The 19,320-nt window shown below is 50.0% G+C and carries 18 protein-coding genes, 2 rRNA genes and 1 riboswitch; of the genes, 19 read left to right on the top strand and 1 reads right to left on the bottom strand.

Annotated elements, in window-relative coordinates; all coding sequences use genetic code 11:
• From WQ57_RS23400 to purD, 16 genes are all read left to right on the top strand, one after another.
• Nucleotides 1–566: ribosomal RNA gene (locus WQ57_RS23400) — 23S ribosomal RNA — on the top strand; the annotation flags it as partial.
• 201 nt (nt 567–767) lie between these two features.
• Nucleotides 768–883, top strand: a 5S ribosomal RNA gene (gene rrf, locus WQ57_RS23395).
• A gap of 546 nt (nt 884–1,429) precedes the next feature.
• Nucleotides 1,430–1,981: a DUF2179 domain-containing protein gene (locus WQ57_RS23390; protein WP_046526056.1), complete on the top strand. Its 552-nt coding sequence runs from the start codon at nt 1,430–1,432 to the stop codon at nt 1,979–1,981.
• Nucleotides 1,968–2,171 (top strand): NETI motif-containing protein, encoded by a 204-nt coding sequence (locus WQ57_RS23385; protein ID WP_046526055.1) that lies wholly within the window; start codon nt 1,968–1,970, stop codon nt 2,169–2,171. The genes WQ57_RS23390 and WQ57_RS23385 overlap by 14 nt, the downstream gene beginning before the upstream one ends.
• A gap of 170 nt (nt 2,172–2,341) precedes the next feature.
• A riboswitch (purine riboswitch) is annotated at nt 2,342–2,443 on the top strand.
• Between the two features lie 145 nt (nt 2,444–2,588).
• Complete coding sequence (gene purE / locus WQ57_RS23380; RefSeq protein WP_046526058.1) at nt 2,589–3,077, top strand: 5-(carboxyamino)imidazole ribonucleotide mutase; 489 nt, start codon at nt 2,589–2,591, stop codon at nt 3,075–3,077.
• Complete coding sequence (gene purK, locus WQ57_RS23375; RefSeq protein ID WP_241481620.1) at nt 3,064–4,218, top strand: 5-(carboxyamino)imidazole ribonucleotide synthase; 1,155 nt, start codon at nt 3,064–3,066, stop codon at nt 4,216–4,218. The genes purE and purK overlap by 14 nt, the downstream gene beginning before the upstream one ends.
• 1 nt (nt 4,219) lies before the next feature.
• Complete coding sequence (gene purB / locus WQ57_RS23370; RefSeq protein WP_046526054.1) at nt 4,220–5,512, top strand: adenylosuccinate lyase; 1,293 nt, start codon at nt 4,220–4,222, stop codon at nt 5,510–5,512.
• Nucleotides 5,513–5,640: 128 nt separating this feature from the next.
• The gene (gene purC / locus WQ57_RS23365) at nt 5,641–6,360 is read left to right on the top strand and encodes a phosphoribosylaminoimidazolesuccinocarboxamide synthase (protein WP_046526053.1); all 720 of its coding nucleotides are present in this window, start codon (nt 5,641–5,643) and stop codon (nt 6,358–6,360) included.
• On the top strand, nt 6,353–6,607 hold the full coding sequence (gene purS / locus WQ57_RS23360) for a phosphoribosylformylglycinamidine synthase subunit PurS (protein ID WP_046526052.1): 255 nt from the start codon (nt 6,353–6,355) through the stop codon (nt 6,605–6,607). Before purC ends, purS begins: the two co-directional genes overlap by 8 nt.
• Nucleotides 6,604–7,287 carry a phosphoribosylformylglycinamidine synthase subunit PurQ gene (gene purQ, locus WQ57_RS23355; RefSeq protein ID WP_046526051.1) on the top strand — a complete coding sequence of 228 codons (684 nt, stop codon included), beginning with the start codon at nt 6,604–6,606 and terminating at the stop codon, nt 7,285–7,287. The genes purS and purQ overlap by 4 nt, the downstream gene beginning before the upstream one ends.
• Complete coding sequence (gene purL, locus WQ57_RS23350) at nt 7,271–9,487, top strand: phosphoribosylformylglycinamidine synthase subunit PurL (RefSeq protein WP_046526050.1); 2,217 nt, start codon at nt 7,271–7,273, stop codon at nt 9,485–9,487. The genes purQ and purL overlap by 17 nt, the downstream gene beginning before the upstream one ends.
• Nucleotides 9,472–10,866, top strand: coding sequence for an amidophosphoribosyltransferase (gene purF, locus WQ57_RS23345; RefSeq protein ID WP_046526049.1), 1,395 nt, complete (start codon nt 9,472–9,474; stop codon nt 10,864–10,866). Before purL ends, purF begins: the two co-directional genes overlap by 16 nt.
• Nucleotides 10,867–10,930: 64 nt before the next feature.
• Nucleotides 10,931–11,974 carry a phosphoribosylformylglycinamidine cyclo-ligase gene (gene purM, locus WQ57_RS23340; protein ID WP_046526048.1) on the top strand — a complete coding sequence of 348 codons (1,044 nt, stop codon included), beginning with the start codon at nt 10,931–10,933 and terminating at the stop codon, nt 11,972–11,974.
• Entirely contained in the window at nt 11,971–12,555 is a 585-nt protein-coding gene (purN, locus tag WQ57_RS23335; protein WP_046526047.1) for a phosphoribosylglycinamide formyltransferase, read from the top strand. Before purM ends, purN begins: the two co-directional genes overlap by 4 nt.
• Nucleotides 12,552–14,087 (top strand): bifunctional phosphoribosylaminoimidazolecarboxamide formyltransferase/IMP cyclohydrolase, encoded by a 1,536-nt coding sequence (purH, locus tag WQ57_RS23330; protein WP_046526046.1) that lies wholly within the window; start codon nt 12,552–12,554, stop codon nt 14,085–14,087. Before purN ends, purH begins: the two co-directional genes overlap by 4 nt.
• 18 nt (nt 14,088–14,105) lie before the next feature.
• A complete protein-coding gene (gene purD, locus WQ57_RS23325) occupies nt 14,106–15,374 on the top strand; it encodes a phosphoribosylamine--glycine ligase (protein WP_046526045.1) in 1,269 nt (422 codons plus the stop codon).
• Nucleotides 15,375–15,422: 48 nt separating this feature from the next.
• Here purD and WQ57_RS23320 read toward each other — a convergent pair whose 3' ends face one another.
• Nucleotides 15,423–15,695, bottom strand: a complete 273-nt coding sequence (locus WQ57_RS23320; protein ID WP_046526044.1) for a YgaP family membrane protein — start codon at nt 15,693–15,695, stop codon at nt 15,423–15,425.
• A 164-nt stretch (nt 15,696–15,859) separates the two neighbouring features.
• On the opposite strand from WQ57_RS23320, the gene WQ57_RS23315 reads away from it, so the two are divergent.
• From WQ57_RS23315 to WQ57_RS23305, 3 genes are all read left to right on the top strand, one after another.
• Nucleotides 15,860–17,599, top strand: a complete 1,740-nt coding sequence (locus tag WQ57_RS23315; protein ID WP_046526043.1) for an adenine deaminase C-terminal domain-containing protein — start codon at nt 15,860–15,862, stop codon at nt 17,597–17,599.
• 61 nt (nt 17,600–17,660) lie between these two features.
• Nucleotides 17,661–18,668, top strand: coding sequence for a DUF3048 domain-containing protein (locus tag WQ57_RS23310; protein WP_046526042.1), 1,008 nt, complete (start codon nt 17,661–17,663; stop codon nt 18,666–18,668).
• Between the two features lie 34 nt (nt 18,669–18,702).
• On the top strand, nt 18,703–19,017 hold the full coding sequence (locus tag WQ57_RS23305) for a YerC/YecD family TrpR-related protein (RefSeq protein ID WP_046526041.1): 315 nt from the start codon (nt 18,703–18,705) through the stop codon (nt 19,015–19,017).
• The last annotated feature ends 303 nt before the right edge of the window (nt 19,018–19,320 follow it).

Genomic DNA, 19,320 nt, shown 5'->3' with positions numbered 1-19,320 from the left:
AAGGGAGCTTGACTGCGAGACCTACAAGTCGAGCAGGGACGAAAGTCGGGCTTAGTGATCCGGTGGTTCCGCATGGAAGGGCCATCGCTCAACGGATAAAAGCTACCCCGGGGATAACAGGCTTATCTCCCCCAAGAGTCCACATCGACGGGGAGGTTTGGCACCTCGATGTCGGCTCATCGCATCCTGGGGCTGTAGTCGGTCCCAAGGGTTGGGCTGTTCGCCCATTAAAGCGGTACGCGAGCTGGGTTCAGAACGTCGTGAGACAGTTCGGTCCCTATCCGTCGTGGGCGCAGGAAATTTGAGAGGAGCTGTCCTTAGTACGAGAGGACCGGGATGGACGCACCGCTGGTGTACCAGTTGTCTTGCCAAAGGCATCGCTGGGTAGCTATGTGCGGACGGGATAAGTGCTGAAAGCATCTAAGCATGAAGCCCCCCTCAAGATGAGATTTCCCATAGCGTCAAGCTAGTAAGATCCCTGAAAGATGATCAGGTTGATAGGTCAGAGGTGGAAGCACGGTGACGTGTGGAGCTGACTGATACTAATCGATCGAGGACTTAACCTAATTGAAAAGCGGAGGCGACTGTACAGCCTCGACTAGCGCTGGAGGGCCAGCAATTGAAGTCGTTCTTTGACTTCAAATGATGGACCGAAGCGACTCGAGAGGCTAGGAGCCGGAGCTGGACAAGAACGATACTCGAAATTGCAAACCTTCTGAAATGCATTATCCAGTTTTGAGGGAACAACCCTCATTTCAATAAAATAGTCTGGCGGTGATGGCGAGAAGGTCACACCCGTTCCCATGCCGAACACGGAAGTTAAGCTTCTCAGCGCCGATGGTAGTTGGGGGTTTCCCCCTGTGAGAGTAGGACGCTGCCAGGCAACATGAAAAGAACAGCTGAAATACGCTGTTCTTTTTTGTGTTTTTAAATAAAAAAGTCATGAAATGTAGATTTCGGGAGGAACTATGTCGATATTCACCCGAACGGTGTAGATATAATCGAAAAATCTGTAGAAACGGCCGCGGCTTATGCAGAAATATTCATTTCCCATGTAGAAATCCATGTTAATAAGTTCCTCAATCTAATTTTCTCTACAGTTTGAGGGTTTTACTCTACAATTTACCCGTTTTATTCTCCGATTGATAGGTTTTACTCTACACTTTCTGTATTTTACTCTACGAAATCCCCCATTTATTCTACAAACACCATAATTTTACAAACCATACCAGGCTGCACCTCCTTAGTGAGGCACGAGAACCGTCCCCTTGCATCCCCTTGCGCCACCCTCGCACTACAAAGTTTTAACCTATTAAAAATAGGAAAACATACTATAAGGACTATTGTCGCAAAATGGGCAACTGCCTTTACAAACACTGGCTTTTTTGTGAATATAAGGTGTATTGCGTTATTAGAAGGAGGGAATGGAATGCTTGAGAATAGTTTTATCATGGTGGCTATCATTCTCATCATAAACATTGTATATGTATCATTTTTTACCATCAGGATGATCCTTACCCTGAAAGGGCAGCGCTATATGGCGGCAGCCATAAGTACTGTTGAGGTCGTCATTTACGTTGTTGGCCTTGGACTGGTTCTGGATAATCTGAATCAGATACAAAACCTGGTTGCGTATGCGGTTGGTTACGGGCTGGGGGTTATTGTCGGGATGAAGATTGAGGATAAGCTTGCACTCGGCTACATAACCGTTAATGTGATTACAAAGGAATACGACAGGGATCTGCCAAAAGTGCTGCGTTCGCAGGGATATGGAGTAACAAGCTGGGCGGCAAATGGGCTTGAAGGGGACCGGATGGCACTGCAAATCCTGACACCGCGGAAGTTTGAATTGAAGCTGTATCAGCAGATTAAAGAGCAGGACCCCAAAGCATTTATCATCGCCTATGAACCAAAAACAATACACGGCGGTTTCTGGGTGAAGAATGTAAGGAGAGGAAAGCTGTTCAATGGCCAAAGGTAACAGGAAGAAGATGTTTGAAGTAGGAGAAAATGAGACGCTCGGCGAATGCCTTGACCGGATCAGCAAAGAGGGGTATACGCCAATCCGGAGAATCGAAAAGCCTATTTTTAAAGAGGTCATTAAGGACGGAGTTGCAGAATACGAGCCGGCAGGCAGGCAAATCCTGTTTGAGGCAAAGCCGGCCGAATGATACGGAATGAGGGAAGAACCTTCAGCCGCCTTATTCAGGCGGTTGGAAAGGCCTGGATTCCTTTACTACGGCTAGGTACTAAAATACGAACATTTTTACATTGGAAATATATATTGTTCGATTATTGATTGACAAACTGCCGAAACTGTTGCTAAGATGTAGGTGGAATTAATTAAATGTAGATTTTCCTTCATATAATAATGGGGATATGGCCCATGAGTTTCTACCCAATGACCGTAAATTATTGGACTATGAGGGAAAGTGGTTTTTATGTGGAAGGGAAAAGAGATATGCTCAGGCCGGCGGCCTGGGGATGGTTTCTTTGTCAACAGCCCGGACAGACTACTTTCTCTCCAGATTTAGAGAAGGATTCTGTCCGGGTTTTATTTTATCTCAGGAGAACAGGGGATGAGAAAAATGGGGGCCACGGTTGGCGTTATTATGGGGAGTACATCTGACTGGGAGACAATGAAGCATTCTTGCACGGTTCTGGATCAGCTTCAGATCCCTTATATAAAAAAAGTAGTTTCCGCACACAGGACACCGGAGCTGATGTTTGAGTTTGCCGAAACTGCACGTGCGGAAGGGATAAAGGTCATCATTGCCGGGGCGGGCGGGGCCGCTCACCTGCCGGGAATGGTCGCAGCCAAAACGACACTTCCTGTCATCGGCGTCCCGGTGCAGTCCAAGGCTCTTAATGGTCTTGACTCGCTCTTGTCCATCGTCCAGATGCCAGGAGGCGTTCCTGTGGCGACAGTGGCAATCGGCAGTGCTGGGGCAAAAAATGCAGGCCTTCTGGCAGCGCAAATCCTGTCACTCGGCGACGAGGACATCGCCACCAGACTGGAAACACTAAGGGAAGAAACAAAAAGAGCGGTAGTGGAAAGTAGTGATCAACTTGGCTAACCTTATTCTACCTGGACAGACTATAGGTATTATCGGCGGAGGACAGCTGGGCAGGATGATGACGCTGGCAGCCAAGGCAATGGGTTTCCGTGTCGTGGTACTCGATCCGACTGAAGATTGTCCCTGCGGGCAGGTCGCCGATGAGCAGATTGTCGGAGCCTATGACGACTTGAAGGCCATACAACAGCTTTCTGAAAAAAGTGAAGTCATCACATACGAGTTTGAAAACATCAGTGCCGAGGCACTGGAATGGCTGGAAGCGCAAGCTTATGTCCCGCAGGGCACCGAGCTATTGAGAATTACACAAGACCGGACCCTTGAAAAAGCAGCCATTCAGGCAGCAGGAGTGGCCGTTGCACCTTACACCATTATCAACCAGCTTGACGATGTCCATCCAGGCATCAAAGAAACAGGCCTGCCGGCGGTCCTGAAGACGGCCAGGGGAGGATATGATGGAAAAGGCCAGCTTGTCATTCGCCATCCTGACGACTTGAAGGGAGCTGAGGAGCTCGTGCAGCAAGGCCAATGTGTATTGGAGAAGTGGATTCCGTTTGAGAAGGAAATTTCCGTCATCATCACCCGCAATCCTGCTGGTGAAACAAAGGTCTTCCCGGTTGCGGAAAACGTCCATAAAAATAATATCCTGCACCAGACCATTGTACCGGCAAGGATCAGCGGAGCTGCCGAGGAAAAGGCAATCAAGAAAGCCAAACAGCTGGCCGAGGCCCTGAAGCTGACAGGCACGCTCGCTGTAGAAATGTTCCTGACGGCAGATGAACAGATTTACATAAACGAGCTTGCGCCAAGGCCGCATAACTCGGGGCATTACACAATCGAGGCGTGCGAGACCTCGCAGTTTGAACAGCATATCAGAGCGGTGGCAGGCTGGCATCTTGCCAGTACCAACCTGCTGAAGCCGGCGGTAATGGTCAATATCCTTGGCCAGCACCAAGAGAGACTGCTTAAGAAAGCCGGTTCCCTCAATGACTGGAAAATCCATCTTTACGGAAAAAAAGAAGCAAAATACGGACGGAAGATGGGCCACGTCACCCTTTTACGCGATAATGTGGAGCAGGCGGTCAATGAGGCAGACAGCAGCGGGATATGGAATACGGAAACAGAGAAGATCGGAGGAAAATAAATTGATAGATCGTTATACAAGACCCGAAATGGGCGCTATCTGGACGGAAGAAAACAGGTTCAAGGCATGGCTTGAAGTAGAGATCCTGGCTTGCGAAGCCTGGTCTGAATTGGGCGATATCCCTAAAAAAGATGTAGAGAAAATCAGGGAGAATGCTTCTTTCGATATCAACCGGATTAAAGAGATTGAAGAAGAGACACGCCATGATGTGGTTGCTTTTACAAGGGCAGTTTCGGAAACGCTCGGCGATGAACGGAAGTGGGTCCACTACGGCCTGACTTCAACTGATGTGGTCGATACGGCACTTTCATACTTGCTCAAACAGGCAAATGCCATTATTGAAAACGACCTTGCCCGCTTTATCGAGATTCTTAAAAACAAGGCACAGGAGCATAAATACACCGTCATGATGGGCCGGACACACGGGGTTCATGCGGAGCCAACTACATTTGGCCTGAAGCTCGCATTGTGGCATGAAGAAATGAAACGAAACCTTGAGCGATTCCGCCAGGCTGCTGAAGGAGTGGAATTCGGCAAAATCTCCGGGGCAGTTGGCACCTATGCCAATATCGATCCGTTCGTTGAAAAATATGTATGTGAAAAGCTCGGCTTGCAGGCAGCTCCGATTTCCACGCAGACGCTGCAGCGCGACCGCCATGCCCACTACATGTCGACCCTTGCGCTGATTGCCACATCCATCGAGAAGTTCGCTGTGGAAGTGCGCGGTCTGCAAAAGAGCGAGACACGTGAAGTGGAAGAGTTCTTTGCCAAGGGACAGAAAGGCTCGTCCGCCATGCCGCATAAACGCAATCCAATCGGTTCGGAAAACATGACAGGATTGGCACGCGTCATCCGCGGCTATATGATGACAGCCTATGAAAACGTTCCGCTCTGGCATGAGCGCGACATTTCGCATTCTTCGGCAGAACGGATCATTTTGCCAGATGCAACGATTGCCCTTAACTATATGCTGAACCGTTTTGGCAACATCATTAAAAACTTGACGGTCTATCCGGAAAACATGAAGCGGAACATGGACCGTACGCTGGGCCTGATTTATTCGCAGCGCGTCCTGCTGGCCCTGATTGAAAAAGGAATGAGCCGCGAGGAAGCGTATGACACCGTCCAGCCGAAGGCAATGGAAGCATGGGAAAAGCAAGTGCCGTTCCGCAGCCTGATTGAAGAGGAAGAGAAAATATCCGCGCTGCTATCACCAGAAGAAATTGAAGATTGTTTTGACTATAACTACCACATCAAACATGTGGACGCCATTTTTGAAAGGCTTGGTCTGTAAATCTGAATAAAAGGCAGGATGTTTCCTGCCTTTTACAATAAACAAACGGAAAAGGCAGGTATCCTTGCCTTTTCCAATCAAACGGAGACTGAATATTCCTAATCTTCTTATTCGAGGGAGCGGTAAAGATGGAGAAAAAAGAACTGTTGTATGAGGGGAAAGCCAAGCGGGTTTACTGCACAACTGACAAAAATACCGTCTGGCTGGAATACAAGGATTCCGCAACGGCATTCAATGGCGAAAAGAAAGCACAGATTGCCGGCAAGGGACGGTTGAATAACGAGATTACCAGCCTGCTATTTTCGAAGCTTGCAGAAAGTGGTATACAGTCGCATTTTATCCGTAAAATCTCCGAAAATGAACAGCTCGTCCAAAAGGTCGATATCATTCCGCTGGAAGTGATTGTCCGTAATGTTGCAGCTGGAAGCTTCTCCAGACGCCTGGGAGTTGAAGAAGGGCAGAAGCTTAAGCGCACCCTGATTGAATTCTGCCTTAAAGATGATGAACTGGGAGACCCTCTCATTACAGATGACCATATTGACATTCTTGGGATCGCCACTGACAGCGAGGTTGCCAGCTTAAAAGAAAGAGCGCTGGAAGTGAATAAGGCCTTATCCGCATTATTCGAAGAAATTGGCGTTCAGCTGGTTGATTTTAAACTGGAGTTTGGCAAAGACGAGGCTGGGAACATCCTGCTCGCCGATGAGGTATCACCGGATACATGCCGTCTCTGGGACATCAGCACAAACGAGAAGCTGGATAAAGATGTATTCCGCCGCGATTTGGGGAATTTGACAAAAGCATATGAAACCATACTGGAACGATTGGGAGGAAGAACACATGTATAAAGTAAAGGTGTATGTCACGTTAAAAGAAAGTGTCCTGGATCCACAGGGAACCACTGTTAAAAGGTCATTGAACTCAATGGGGTACGAAGATGTCCAGGATGTCCGTATCGGTAAGTATATGGAACTGACAATCTCGGAATCTGTCGCCAATCTTGATGAAACGGTGAAGGAGATGTGCGAACGCCTTCTCTCCAACCCAGTCATTGAGGATTACACTTACGAGGTTGAGGAGCGTGTCGCACAGTGAAATTCGCGGTGATAGTTTTCCCAGGTTCCAATTGTGATGTTGATATGTATCATGCCGCTAAGGATGAACTAGGCGAAGAAGCGGAATACGTCTGGCATGATGCCGTCAGCCTTGAAGGATATGATGCGATCCTGCTTCCGGGGGGATTCTCCTTTGGCGATTATCTTCGTACAGGGGCGATTGCCAGATTCAGCCCGATCATGAAGGAAGTCATCAAGGCCGCACAGGATGGCAAACCCATTTTGGGAGTGTGCAATGGATTTCAGGTCCTTCTTGAAGCAGGATTGCTTCCGGGTGCCATGCGCCGAAACGAAAGTCTGAAATTTATCTGCCGCCCAGTCGGCCTCCGCGTTGAAAACAATGAAACGATGTTTACCTCATCTTACGAAAAAGGTGAAGTGATCCAAATTCCGGTTGCCCATGGGGAAGGAAATTATTACTGTGACGAGACTACTCTTGCCTCCCTGAAAGAAAATGGACAAATTGTTTTCACTTATGAAAATAACCCGAATGGCAGCCTTGAAAACATTGCCGGAATCGTCAATGAACAGGGCAATGTCCTTGGGATGATGCCGCACCCGGAACGGGCAGTTGACCCGCTCTTAGGCGGTGCTGACGGCTTGAACCTTTTCAAATCGATTGTCAAACAATGGAGGGAATCACATGCAGTTAAAGCTTGAGCCAAGTCCAGAGCAAATTAAGTCAGAAAAAGTATACCGCGAGCTTGGGGTTTCGGATGAAGAGTTCAAGCAGGTTGAAGAGATTCTTGGACGCCTGCCGAACTATACGGAACTTGGGCTTTTCTCCGTTATGTGGTCTGAACATTGCAGCTATAAAAACTCCAAGCCTGTCCTCAGAAAATTTCCCGTAACCGGTGAACATGTTCTCCAAGGGCCGGGAGAGGGTGCCGGAGTTGTTGATATCGGTGACGGCCAGGCGGTTGTTTTCAAGATCGAAAGCCACAACCATCCATCCGCCATTGAGCCGTACCAGGGTGCAGCCACAGGTGTAGGCGGAATCATCCGCGACGTCTTCTCCATGGGAGCAAGGCCTATTGCCCTGCTCAACTCCCTGAGGTTCGGAGAATTGAAATCGGCCCGCGGCAAATATCTGTTTGAAGAAGTAGTCGCAGGTATCGCTGGGTACGGAAACTGCATCGGCATCCCGACCGTCGGCGGGGAAGTGCAATTTGATCCTTGCTACGAAGGCAATCCTCTGGTGAATGCGATGTGTGTCGGCCTGATCAATCACGAGGATATTAAAAAGGGCCAGGCGCATGGCGTTGGCAACACCGTTATGTACGTTGGAGCCAAGACTGGTCGTGACGGCATCCACGGAGCAACCTTCTCGTCCGTGGAATTATCGGAACAATCCGAAGAAAAGCGTTCTGCTGTGCAGGTTGGCGATCCGTTTATGGAAAAGCTTCTCCTTGAAGCCTGCCTTGAAGTGGTAAAAAGTGATGCACTTGTGGGCATCCAGGACATGGGCGCAGCCGGTCTTACAAGCTCATCAGCCGAAATGGCCAGCAAAGCAGGCTCCGGAATTGAAATGAATCTTGACTTGGTGCCTCAGCGGGAAACAGGCATGACAGCCTACGAAATGATGCTTTCCGAATCCCAGGAGCGTATGCTGCTTGTTGTTAAAAAGGGAAGGGAACAGGAAATCACCACTCTTTTTGAAAAATACGGACTTGAAGCGGTTGCGGTCGGGCAGGTAACCGACGATAAAATGCTTCGCCTTATCCATAATGGCGAAATTGTGGCAGACGTTCCAGCCGATGCCCTTGCCGAGGAGGCGCCAGTCTATCACAAGCCTTCCAGGGAACCTGAATACTTCCGTGAATTCCAGGCCATGGAGAATGAAGTTCCAGCAGTGGCTGATGTGGAAGAAACTCTTTTAACTCTTTTAAAGCAGCCTACGATTGCCAGCAAAGAGTGGATTTACGACCAGTACGATTATATGGTGAGGACCAATACAGTTGTTGCTCCAGGTTCCGATGCTGCCGTTGTCCGGATCAGGGGCACAGAAAAAGCATTGGCCATGACGACGGACTGCAACTCCAGGTACATCTATCTTGACCCAGAGACGGGCGGCAAAATTGCTGTAGCCGAAGCGGCGCGGAATATCGTCAGCTCAGGTGCCGAACCCCTGGCGATTACCGATTGCCTGAACTTTGGGAATCCGGAAAAGCCGGAGATCTTCTGGCAGCTGGAAAAAGCAGCCGATGGCATAAGCGAAGCATGCCGTGCCTTCAATTCCCCGGTCATCAGCGGGAACGTTTCATTAAACAACGAAACGAACGGGACGGCTGTCTACCCAACACCGGTCATTGGCATGGTCGGATTGGTTCACAAGCTTGAAGATGTGACCACCCAAAGCTTTAAAGCAGCAGGGGACGCCATTTATCTTCTCGGTGAAACCAAGCCGGAATTTGGCGGCAGCGAACTGCAAAAGTTGCTTCACGGTGAAATTTTTGGCAAGGCGCCGGCTCTTGACCTTGAAGTTGAAACGAAGAACCAGAAGCAAGTTTTGACCAGCATTCAGGCAGGCCTTATCGCTTCGGCACATGATGTCGCAGAAGGCGGCGTAGCCGTTGCATTAGCGGAATGCGCTATCGGTTCAGATGGCCTTGGAGCCGAAGTCAGTCTGGAAGGCGATGCGGTGTCCGCCTTATTCAGCGAGTCGCAGTCCCGGTTTATTTTATCGGTGAAACCAGAGCATCAGGCAGAGTTTGAAAGAAATACAGATGCCGTGAAAATCGGCGTAGTGACAGATTCACCGGTTTTAACGATTTCCGTCAATGGTGAAAAGGCCGTTGAAATTGGTGTGGAACAAATGAAAGAGGCCTGGAAAGGAGCCATTCCATGCTTGCTGAATTAAAGGGATTAAATGAAGAGTGCGGTATATTCGGGGTCTGGGGACATGAAAATGCTCCCCAGATCACTTACTATGGATTGCACAGCCTGCAGCACCGAGGCCAGGAAGGAACGGGGATTGTCACCACAGACGGCAAGAAGCTCACTGGAGCCAAAGGAGAGGGGCTTGTTACCGAAGTGTTCACCGCTGACGTCATTGGCGAGCTGTCGGGAACAGGCGCCATCGGGCATAACCGGTATGCGACTGCAGGCGGCGGCGGATATGAAAATGTACAGCCGTTGCTTTTCCACTCGCAAACAGGCAGCCTGGCGCTGGCCCATAACGGAAACCTTGTCAATGCGACCCAGCTCAGGCACCAGCTCGAAACACAGGGAAGCATCTTCCAGACCAGTTCGGATACAGAAGTGCTGGCCCACCTGATCAGAAGAAGCGGTTTCCCGCGTTTGCGGGATCAGGTAAAAAATGCTTTGACGATGCTAAAAGGCGCATATGCCTTCTTGATTATGACTGAAAACGAAATGATGGTGGCGCTTGACCCGAACGGTTTAAGGCCGCTTTCCCTTGGCATGCTGGGCGATGCCTATGTGGTCGCTTCGGAAACCTGTGCTTTTGATATTATTGGTGCGGAATTTATTCGTGATGTGCTTCCAGGGGAATTACTGATAATCGATGAAAATGGGCTTCAGTCGGAGATCTACTCTGTTGCCTCCAACAGGGCGATGTGTGCAATGGAATATATTTATTTTTCCAGGCCGGACAGCAATATACTCGGCGTCAATGTTCATAAAGCCCGCAAAAACCTTGGAAAACGGCTGGCTGCAGAAGCGCCGATTGAAGCAGATGTGGTGACCGGGGTGCCGGATTCAAGCATATCTGCGGCAATTGGCTATGCGGAAGCAACCGGGATTCCATATGAAATGGGTTTGATCAAGAACCGGTATGTTGGCCGGACTTTTATCCAGCCTTCTCAATCCTTAAGGGAGCAGGGGGTAAAAATGAAACTGTCTCCTGTGCGCGGTGTGGTTGAAGGGAAGCGGGTTGTCATGGTGGATGATTCGATTGTCCGCGGCACGACCAGCAGGCGGATTGTCAACATGCTGAAAGAGGCGGGAGCCACCGAGGTTCATGTGGTCATCAGCTCGCCGCCGATTAAAAATCCTTGTTTTTACGGAATCGATACGTCGTCCCGCGAGGAATTGATCGCTTCCGATAAATCAGTCGAGGAAATCCGGCAAATCATTGGTGCCGATTCGCTCACGTTTTTAAGCGTCGAGGGAACGGCTGCAGCCATCGGGGAGACAGGAGGGCAATGCCTTGCTTGTTTTACAGGGAAATACCCAACCGAAATCTATCCCGAAGTGCGCGAAGCCGAGAAATGCTGATCAATAACGATATGCATGTTAGGGACAACACGAGCACTCAAGCTGAAAACTGGAGGTTGTAAAGATGGCGAATGCCTATAAGCAGGCAGGTGTGGATATCGAAGCAGGATATGAATCAGTGGAACGGATCAAGAAGCATGTTCAACGGACGGCACGGCAAGGAGTCCTTGGCAGCCTTGGCGGGTTCGGCGGAATGTTTGACCTTTCGAGTCTGGGCTTGAAGGAGCCTGTTCTTGTTTCAGGTACGGATGGCGTCGGAACGAAGTTGATGCTAAGCATCATGATGGACCGGCATGAGACCATCGGCATTGATGCTGTTGCGATGTGCGTCAATGATATCGTGGTCCAGGGAGCGGAACCGCTGTACTTCCTTGACTATATTGCCTGCGGAAAAGCGGAGCCTTCCCGGATTGAGGATATTGTCAAAGGGATCGCGGATGGCTGTGAACAGGCTGGATGCGCCCTTGTCGGCGGGGAAACGGCCGAAATGCCTGGTATGTATGCCCCACAGGAGTATGACCTGGCGGGCTTTGCGGTTGGAGCATGCGAAAAATCGGCCATCGTGGACGGAAGCCGCATTCAAGAGGGGGATGTGCTGATTGGCCTGGCCTCAAGCGGGATCCACAGCAATGGCTATTCCCTTGTAAGGCAGGTTTTTCTCGAAAAAGGCGGTTTTAAGCTCGATCAGTTTGTTGAAGATTTGGAGTGCACGCTTGGCGAAGAACTCTTGAAGCCGACCAGGATTTATGTGAAGCCCCTGCTCGCGGCACTAAAGAAATTCGGACTGAAAGGGATGGCCCATATCACCGGCGGCGGGTTTGTAGAGAATATCCCAAGAATGCTCCCGGCAGGACTGGGTGCGGTCATCGAGGAAGGAAGCTGGGAAATCCAGCCTGTGTTTAGGCTGCTGGAGAAGATTGGCGGGCTTGAGCGGCAGGAAATGTATAATATTTTTAATATGGGCATCGGCATGGTGGTCGCCGTATCGCCGGATGAGGCAGCAGCAGTGATCGAACACTTCACAAGCTGTGGGGAGCGGGCTTCCGTTATTGGAAGAGTGACCGGAGAGACTGGAATAATGGTCAGCCCACCCGGAGGCGCAATATGAAAAAAGTAGCTGTCTTTGCTTCAGGGAACGGCAGCAACTTCCAGGCGATCCTTGATGCCGTGGAAGCAGGAACGCTCAAGGCCGAAATCAGTTTGCTTGTCTGTGACCGCCCTGGTGCTTTTGCCGTTGAAAGGGCGGCAAGGGCGGCAGTGCCTTTCTTTATTTTTAACACGAAGGACTTTATGGATAAGGCAGCCTATGAGATGCTAATATTGGAGCAGCTGAAAAAGCTGGAGATTGACTTTATTGTGCTTGCGGGCTATATGCGCCTGATTGGGCCGACGCTGCTAAAAGCGTATGAAGGCAGGATTATCAACATCCATCCTTCGCTCCTGCCGGCTTTTCCTGGTAAGGACGCCATCGGCCAGGCATTTGCCGCCAGGGTCGCAAAAACCGGAGTGACCGTCCACTATGTCGACTCCGGCATGGACACAGGCGAGGTGATCGCCCAGCGAAGCGTTGATATAGAGCCAGGTGAAACGAAAGAGTCTCTCCAGGCCAAAATCCAGCGTGTGGAACATGAACTATATCCAGCCGTCGTGGAGAGGCTTTTGAACGGACAGAAGGAGGCAGCATTATGACAAAAAGAGCTTTAATATCAGTATCAGACAAAAATGGAATTGTGGAGTTCGCAAGGGAGCTTGCACAGCTTGGGTTTGAAATCGTATCGACCGGCGGAACCAAAAAGGCGCTTGCCGAAGGCGGTGTGCCGGTTGTCGGCATCAGCGAAGTGACCGGATTCCCTGAAATTTTGGAAGGGCGGGTGAAAACCCTTCATCCCAAGATCCATGGCGGCCTGCTAGCCAAGGCTGGCGAGGAGAGTCATCGCCAGCAGCTTGAGGAGCATGACATTACGCCGATCGAACTGGTATGTGTGAATCTTTACCCATTCCAGCAGACGATTGCCAAGCCGGACGTTTCTGTGGAAGACGCGATTGAAAACATCGATATCGGTGGGCCGGCGATGCTTCGGGCTTCGGCAAAGAACCATGAATACATAACAGTCGTTGTGGATCCCGAAGATTACCAGACAGTCCTTAACGAGTACAGAGAAAGCGGCCGCACACAGGCAGCAACCCGACGCAGGCTGGCGGCAAAGGTATTCCGCCATACAGCGTCCTATGATGCCATGATTGCGGAATATATGACCAACCTCGCAGGGGAGGAAAACCCGGAAAAGCTGACGGTCACATATGAACTGAAGCAGACATTGCGCTACGGAGAAAACCCGCATCAAAAAGCCGCTTTTTACCGCAAGCCGCTTGGCTCTCCGTTTTCGGTGGCCAATGCCGAACAGCTTCATGGCAAAGAACTGTCTTATAACAATATCAATGACGCCGATGCAGCATTGCAGATTGTAAAGGAATTCTCTGAACCGGCGGCGGTTGCCGTCAAGCATATGAACCCTTGCGGTGTTGGTGTCGGCTCATCCGCATTCGAAGCCTTCACAAAAGCATTCGCCGCGGACCCGGTTTCCATTTTCGGCGGAATTATCGCGTTTAATGCCGAGGTGGATGCCGAGACGGCAGGCAAGCTTCGTGAAATCTTCCTTGAGATCATCATTGCTCCGTCCTTCAGTGCGGAAGCGTTGGAAATTTTACAAAGCAAAAAGAACCTTCGCCTGCTGACCTTGCCTTTTGAACAGGAAAAGCAGCATGAAAGAAAGCTGACGTCGATAGAGGGAGGCCTGCTTTCCCAGGACCAGGATATGTTCGGGCTTGAGGAAGCGACTGTTTCGGTGCTAACCAAACGCGAGCCAACAGAAGAAGAATGGGAAGCGCTGAAGCTGGGCTGGAAGGTTGTTAAGCATGTAAAATCAAATGCCATTGTGGTGGCCGGCAAAGATGCGACCATTGGCATTGGTGCCGGGCAGATGAACAGGGTCGGCGCTGCGAAGATTGCCCTTGAGCAGGCTGGCAGGAAAGCCGAAGGAGCTGCACTCGCATCGGATGCCTTTTTCCCAATGGATGATACCGTGGAAGCGGCGGCCAAGGCCGGAATCACAGCCATCATCCAGCCGGGCGGTTCCATTCGTGACGAGGATTCCATCAAGAAAGCAGACGAGTACGGAATCGCGATGGTGTTTACTGGCGTAAGACATTTCAAACACTAAAAGTTAAGAGGTGGAAGAATGAAGGTCCTTGTTATTGGAAGAGGAGGCCGGGAACACGCCATTTGCCGCAAATTGAGCGAAAGTCCACAGGTGGAAACCGTCTTTGCGGCGCCAGGTAACCCTGGCATGGAAGATTGTGCCGTCTGCGTCGATTTGGCGGAGAGCAATCAGGAAGCACTGATTGATTTTGCGAAGAAAGAAGAAGTTGGCTTGACCATCATCGGTCCGGAAGTTCCGCTGCTGGAAGGCTTGGCAGACAAATTTGCCGAGGCGGGGCTCAAAGTATTCGGCCCAGGAAAGGCCGCGGCTGAGATTGAAGGAAGCAAGTCCTTCGCCAAATTTTTGATGGATAAATACGAGATTCCAACTGCAGGGTTTGAGGTATTCACCGACTTTGCCCAGGCAAAGGAATATGTTCAGGCAAAGGGAGCGCCGATTGTCATTAAGGCGGACGGACTTGCTGCCGGCAAGGGAGTTACCGTGGCAATGACTATTGAGGAAGCCGTCAGCGCTCTTGAAGATATGCTGCTGAATTCAAAGTTTGGCGAAGCCTCTTCCCGTGTTGTCGTGGAAGATTTCCTCGCCGGGGAAGAATTCAGCCTGATGGCGTTCGTGAATGGTGAAACCGTGGTTCCTCTTGAGATTGCCCAGGACCACAAGCGGGCCCATGATGGCGACAAAGGGCCTAATACCGGCGGCATGGGTGCCTATTCTCCGGTTCCTTTTATTGATGGAAATATGGTTGCGGAAGCAGTCGATAGTATTGTCAAGCCCGCAGCGCGTGCGCTTGCAGCCGAAGGCCGGAACTTCACAGGCGTTTTGTATGCAGGGCTGATCCAGACGGAAGATGGCCCAAGGGTAATTGAATTCAATGCCCGTTTTGGGGATCCCGAGACACAGGTCGTGCTACCGCGGATGAAATCGGATTTGGCAGCAGTGATTTTGGAACTGCTTGAGGGCGGACAGCCTGAAATCGAATGGGATGAACAGGCCGTGCTTGGAGTAGTTGCCGCTGCTGCTGGTTACCCTGAAGCTTATGAAAAGGGAGCAGAACTAGCCGGGCTGGAAGAACTTTCTGATGTGTATGTGTTCCATGCTGGCACCGCCAGGAATGAAGCCGGAGCCTTTGTCACAAACGGCGGCCGGGTGCTGTTGGCTGCAGCGAAGGCAGATACGCTGGAATCCGCACAGGACCAGGTATACCAGGAACTCGCTAAACTGCGATGTGAAGGTGTGTTTTACCGAAAGGATATCGGCAGCCGGGCCATTAACCGGGTGCTTTCATAACATAGGAAAAAGCCTGCATTTCGATGCAGGCTTTTTTCTGTCCAATCTTCAGGTTGGATTATAAGGAATCATTTGGTCCTGTTCTTCGTCATTGTCACGTTTATCCTGCATCATTTCCTGTCCTTCTTCGTAAAGGGCAGTCAACGGACAGTAGCGGACAATCCCTTCCCCTACTTTCATGGCAGCAAGAAAGGCAACGACCAGGTACGATTCCCGCCATGGGCGCTTAACCATTTTGGATGTAGCCCAGCTGAGCATGGTGAGTCCGCAAGTGATGCGCACCAGCGCATTAATGATTCCAATATTGGGTCTGACATTCATGGGAGTCGCTCCTCCTTCCAATTTTCAACGAAATGGAAATTCTTTAGTGCGTTAAAACGTAAAATATGTTACTATAAATGTAAGGGCTTTCTTTTTTTACAACCCTTTTTACTGACGAAAAGGCCATAGCCTTAAAAAGATATATGATCGAGAGGGAATACCGTATGGAACAGCGTTACAGATGGAAAAACAAACAGCTACGAGCCCATGCAGCCGTTTTGGACGGCACCCTTTCACCGACGATTCTGTTGAAAAATGCAACCTATTTAAACCAGACATTCCGCAAATGGATGACGGCGAATATTTGGATTTACAAAGACCGAATCGTGTATGTTGGTGATAAACTGCCGGCCCGTACAGATAAATGTGAAACAATCGATTGCCGGGAAGGCGTGATTGTACCTGGTTATATCGAGCCGCATGCGCACCCGTTTCAGTTATATAATCCCCAAACGTTTGCAGCTTATGCATCGCAGCATGGAACCACCACCCTAATCAACGACAACATGGTCCTTGCTTTGCAATTGAATAAAAGGAAAGCGTTTTCTTTCCTTGAGGAAATGAAGCATCACCCTGTTTCGATGTACTGGTGGTGCCGTTATGACAGCCAGTCGGAGATTCAGGAAGAGGAGAGTGTTTTTTCAAATGGCAATATCAAATCCTGGCTTGAGCATGATTGTGTGGTCCAGGGCGGTGAGCTGACTGGCTGGCCGAAGCTGATGGACGGCGATGACATGATGCTGCACTGGATGCAGGAAACAAAACGCATGAATAAAAAAATTGAGGGCCATTTCCCAGGAGCTTCCGAAAAGACTCTTGCCAAGATGATGCTCTTTGGCGCTGATTGCGATCATGAAGCGATGACAGGTGAGGAAGTGGAGCGCCGCCTGATGCAGGGGTATATGGTTTCGCTCCGCCATTCTTCCATCCGTCCGGACCTTCCAAGACTGCTTGACGAAATTCATGAGCGGGACATCGCAGTCTATGACCGGTTTATGCTGAATTCGGATGGTTCCTCCTCTGCTTTTTATGAAGAGGGAGTTTCCGACAAGATGATTAAAATCGCAATGGAGCACGGTGTTCCCGAGATCGATGCTTATAATATGGCAACAATCAATATTGCCCGTTATTATGACTTCCAGCACCTGCACGGCAATATCGGAACCGGCCGGATCGCCAACCTGAACTTCCTTGCCAGTAAAAACGACCCGACGCCGATCTCCGTTTTGGCGAAAGGCCAGTGGGTCAAGCGGGATGGGAAGAAGGTGGATGTCTTTCCTAATGCTGATTGGAACCAGCTTGGGTTTGATCCATTAAAAATGAATTGGGCCCTTGATATGGATGACATGCAGTTTTCCATGCCTTTCGGGATCAAGATGGAGAACTCCGTCATCACAAAACCGTACACGATTTCCATTGATGTTTCATTGGAAAAGCTTTCAGATAAGCATGATGAATGCTTCTTCATGCTGCTGGACCGCAATGGAAACTGGAGGGTGAACACTGTTCTCAAAGGTTTCGCCGACAGCCTTGGGGGACTTGCCAGTTCATTTTCAAGCACCGGCGACATCATCCTGATCGGGAAAAGCAAGCAGGATATGCTGGAGGCCTTTAACAGGATGAAGGAATTGGGCGGAGGAATCGTCATTTGCGACAATGGCAAAGTGGAGTGTGAAATTCCCCTGACGCTGGCAGGCCTGATGTCATCCCAGCCGGTCGAGGAACTGATGGGCCTGGAGAAAGAACTGTTCGCCTATTTGAAGGATAGGGGATATCATTTCGAAGATCCAATCTATTCCCTGCTGTTCTTTTGTTCCACACACCTCCCGTATATTCGCGTAACCCAGCAGGGCTTTTATGACGTTATGAAGAAAACGGTACTCTTTCCAACGATAATGCGTTAAAATATAAAAGTATACAGAAAATAGGAGCATTGCCAGGGAAGAGTCTTAGGGGTGTTTACACATGAAAAAATGGGTAGCGAGTTTGGCGGCTGTCCTGCTGCTCCTGCAAGGATGCAGCCAGGAAAGGGACGAAGCGATAGAGCAGCCTGATGAAAAAGTCGATAGTGTAAAAGAGGAAGAATTTGCTTTTCACTTTCCGCTTACAGGGGTTGGAACAAAAACGGAGGCTGAGCAACGTGCTGTAGCCGTCATTGTCAACAACCATCCGCAGGCAAGGCCGCAATCGGGACTCCATAAAGCCGACATTGTGTACGAAGTGCTGGCGGAAGGGGATGTCACCAGGTTCCTGGCGATTTATGAGAGCGAACAGCCGGAGAAGGTAGGTCCTGTCCGAAGCGCAAGGGAATATTTTATTGAGCTGGCGAAGGGATATGACAGCCTGTTCGTCGCCCATGGGTACAGCCCCGAGGCTAAGGAGCTTCTGGCCAGCGGCTATATCGATGAGCTCAACGGAATCCAATATGATGGCTCCCTGTTTAAGCGGGCCGACTTTCGCAAAGCGCCCCACAACTCATACATTACTTTTGACAATATAGAAAAGGGCGCTGGCCAGAAGGGCTACAAAATGGATCCTGCACCAGCACCGCTGCCCTTCAGGGAGAACGATCAGCCGCAAGGGAAAAAGTCGGAAGCTGTCATGATTTCTTACGGAAATCCAGCATTCGATGTACAATATGAGTATGATCAGAAGCAAGGGAAATACCATCGTTACAGTGATGGGGAAGAAAGCATCGACCTGGAATCAAAAGAGCCGGTGCTGCTGGATAACATCCTTATTGTGGAAATGAATCACAAGGTATTGGATGATGCAGGCAGGAGAAGCATTGGCCTTTCTTCGGGAGGCCGGGGCTACCTCTTGCAAAAAGGGGTCATGAATGAAGTTCAATGGGAAAATGTAAATGGCCGGATCCTGCCATTCATCGATGGCAAGCAGGCTGGATTTGTACCCGGAAAAACATGGATCAACATCGTTCCCTCAGTGGAGCAGGTTGCTTTCGCAGCTGAATAACCGCAGCTAATTTGGAATATAAGGGGTAGAATGAATGCAAATCGATAAATTAAGAGGAAGGGAACTGGACCAGCTTTTTAAATCGATCCTGTCCCTGAAAGATATGGAAGAATGCTATCGCTTTTTTGACGACCTTTGCACTGTTAATGAAATCCAGTCGCTGGCCCAGCGCCTTGAAGTGGCGCGGATGCTCCGCGAAGGGAACACCTATCATAAAATCGAAACCGAAACAGGCGCAAGCACCGCAACCATCTCCAGGGTTAAACGCTGCCTGAACTATGGCAACGATGCCTATGAAATGGCCCTCGAAAGAGTCAAGGAAGACGAAACCAATACAGTGAAAGAGTAACAGGCTGAAGCGGCCATCGCCGCTTCGGTTTTTTTGTTTTAAGGTTTTTTAAAACTAGGGTCTGGGGATGGGATTGCGGCCGTTTTGGCAAGTTTGGGTGGGAAAGGGGTGTGAGGGGGGTGTCAGCCCCCCGATTTGCCTGGTTCAGGCCCAAAAAGGTATCTGAGCGGGTCTGTCAGTGCCCGATTTTCCCGGTCATCCACAGAAAAGGTATCTGAGAAGGTCTGTCAGTGCCCGTTTTGCCGGTTCCGCTCAAAAAAGGTATCTGAGGAGGCCTGTCAGTGCCCATTTTGCCTGGTTCAG

It is taken from the genome of Mesobacillus campisalis (assembly GCF_000986785.1).
Taxonomy (GTDB): domain Bacteria; phylum Bacillota; class Bacilli; order Bacillales; family Cytobacillaceae; genus Mesobacillus_B; species Mesobacillus_B campisalis.
Note: the sequence above shows the minus strand (reverse complement) of the source record. Positions and strands in the feature narration are given on the sequence as shown.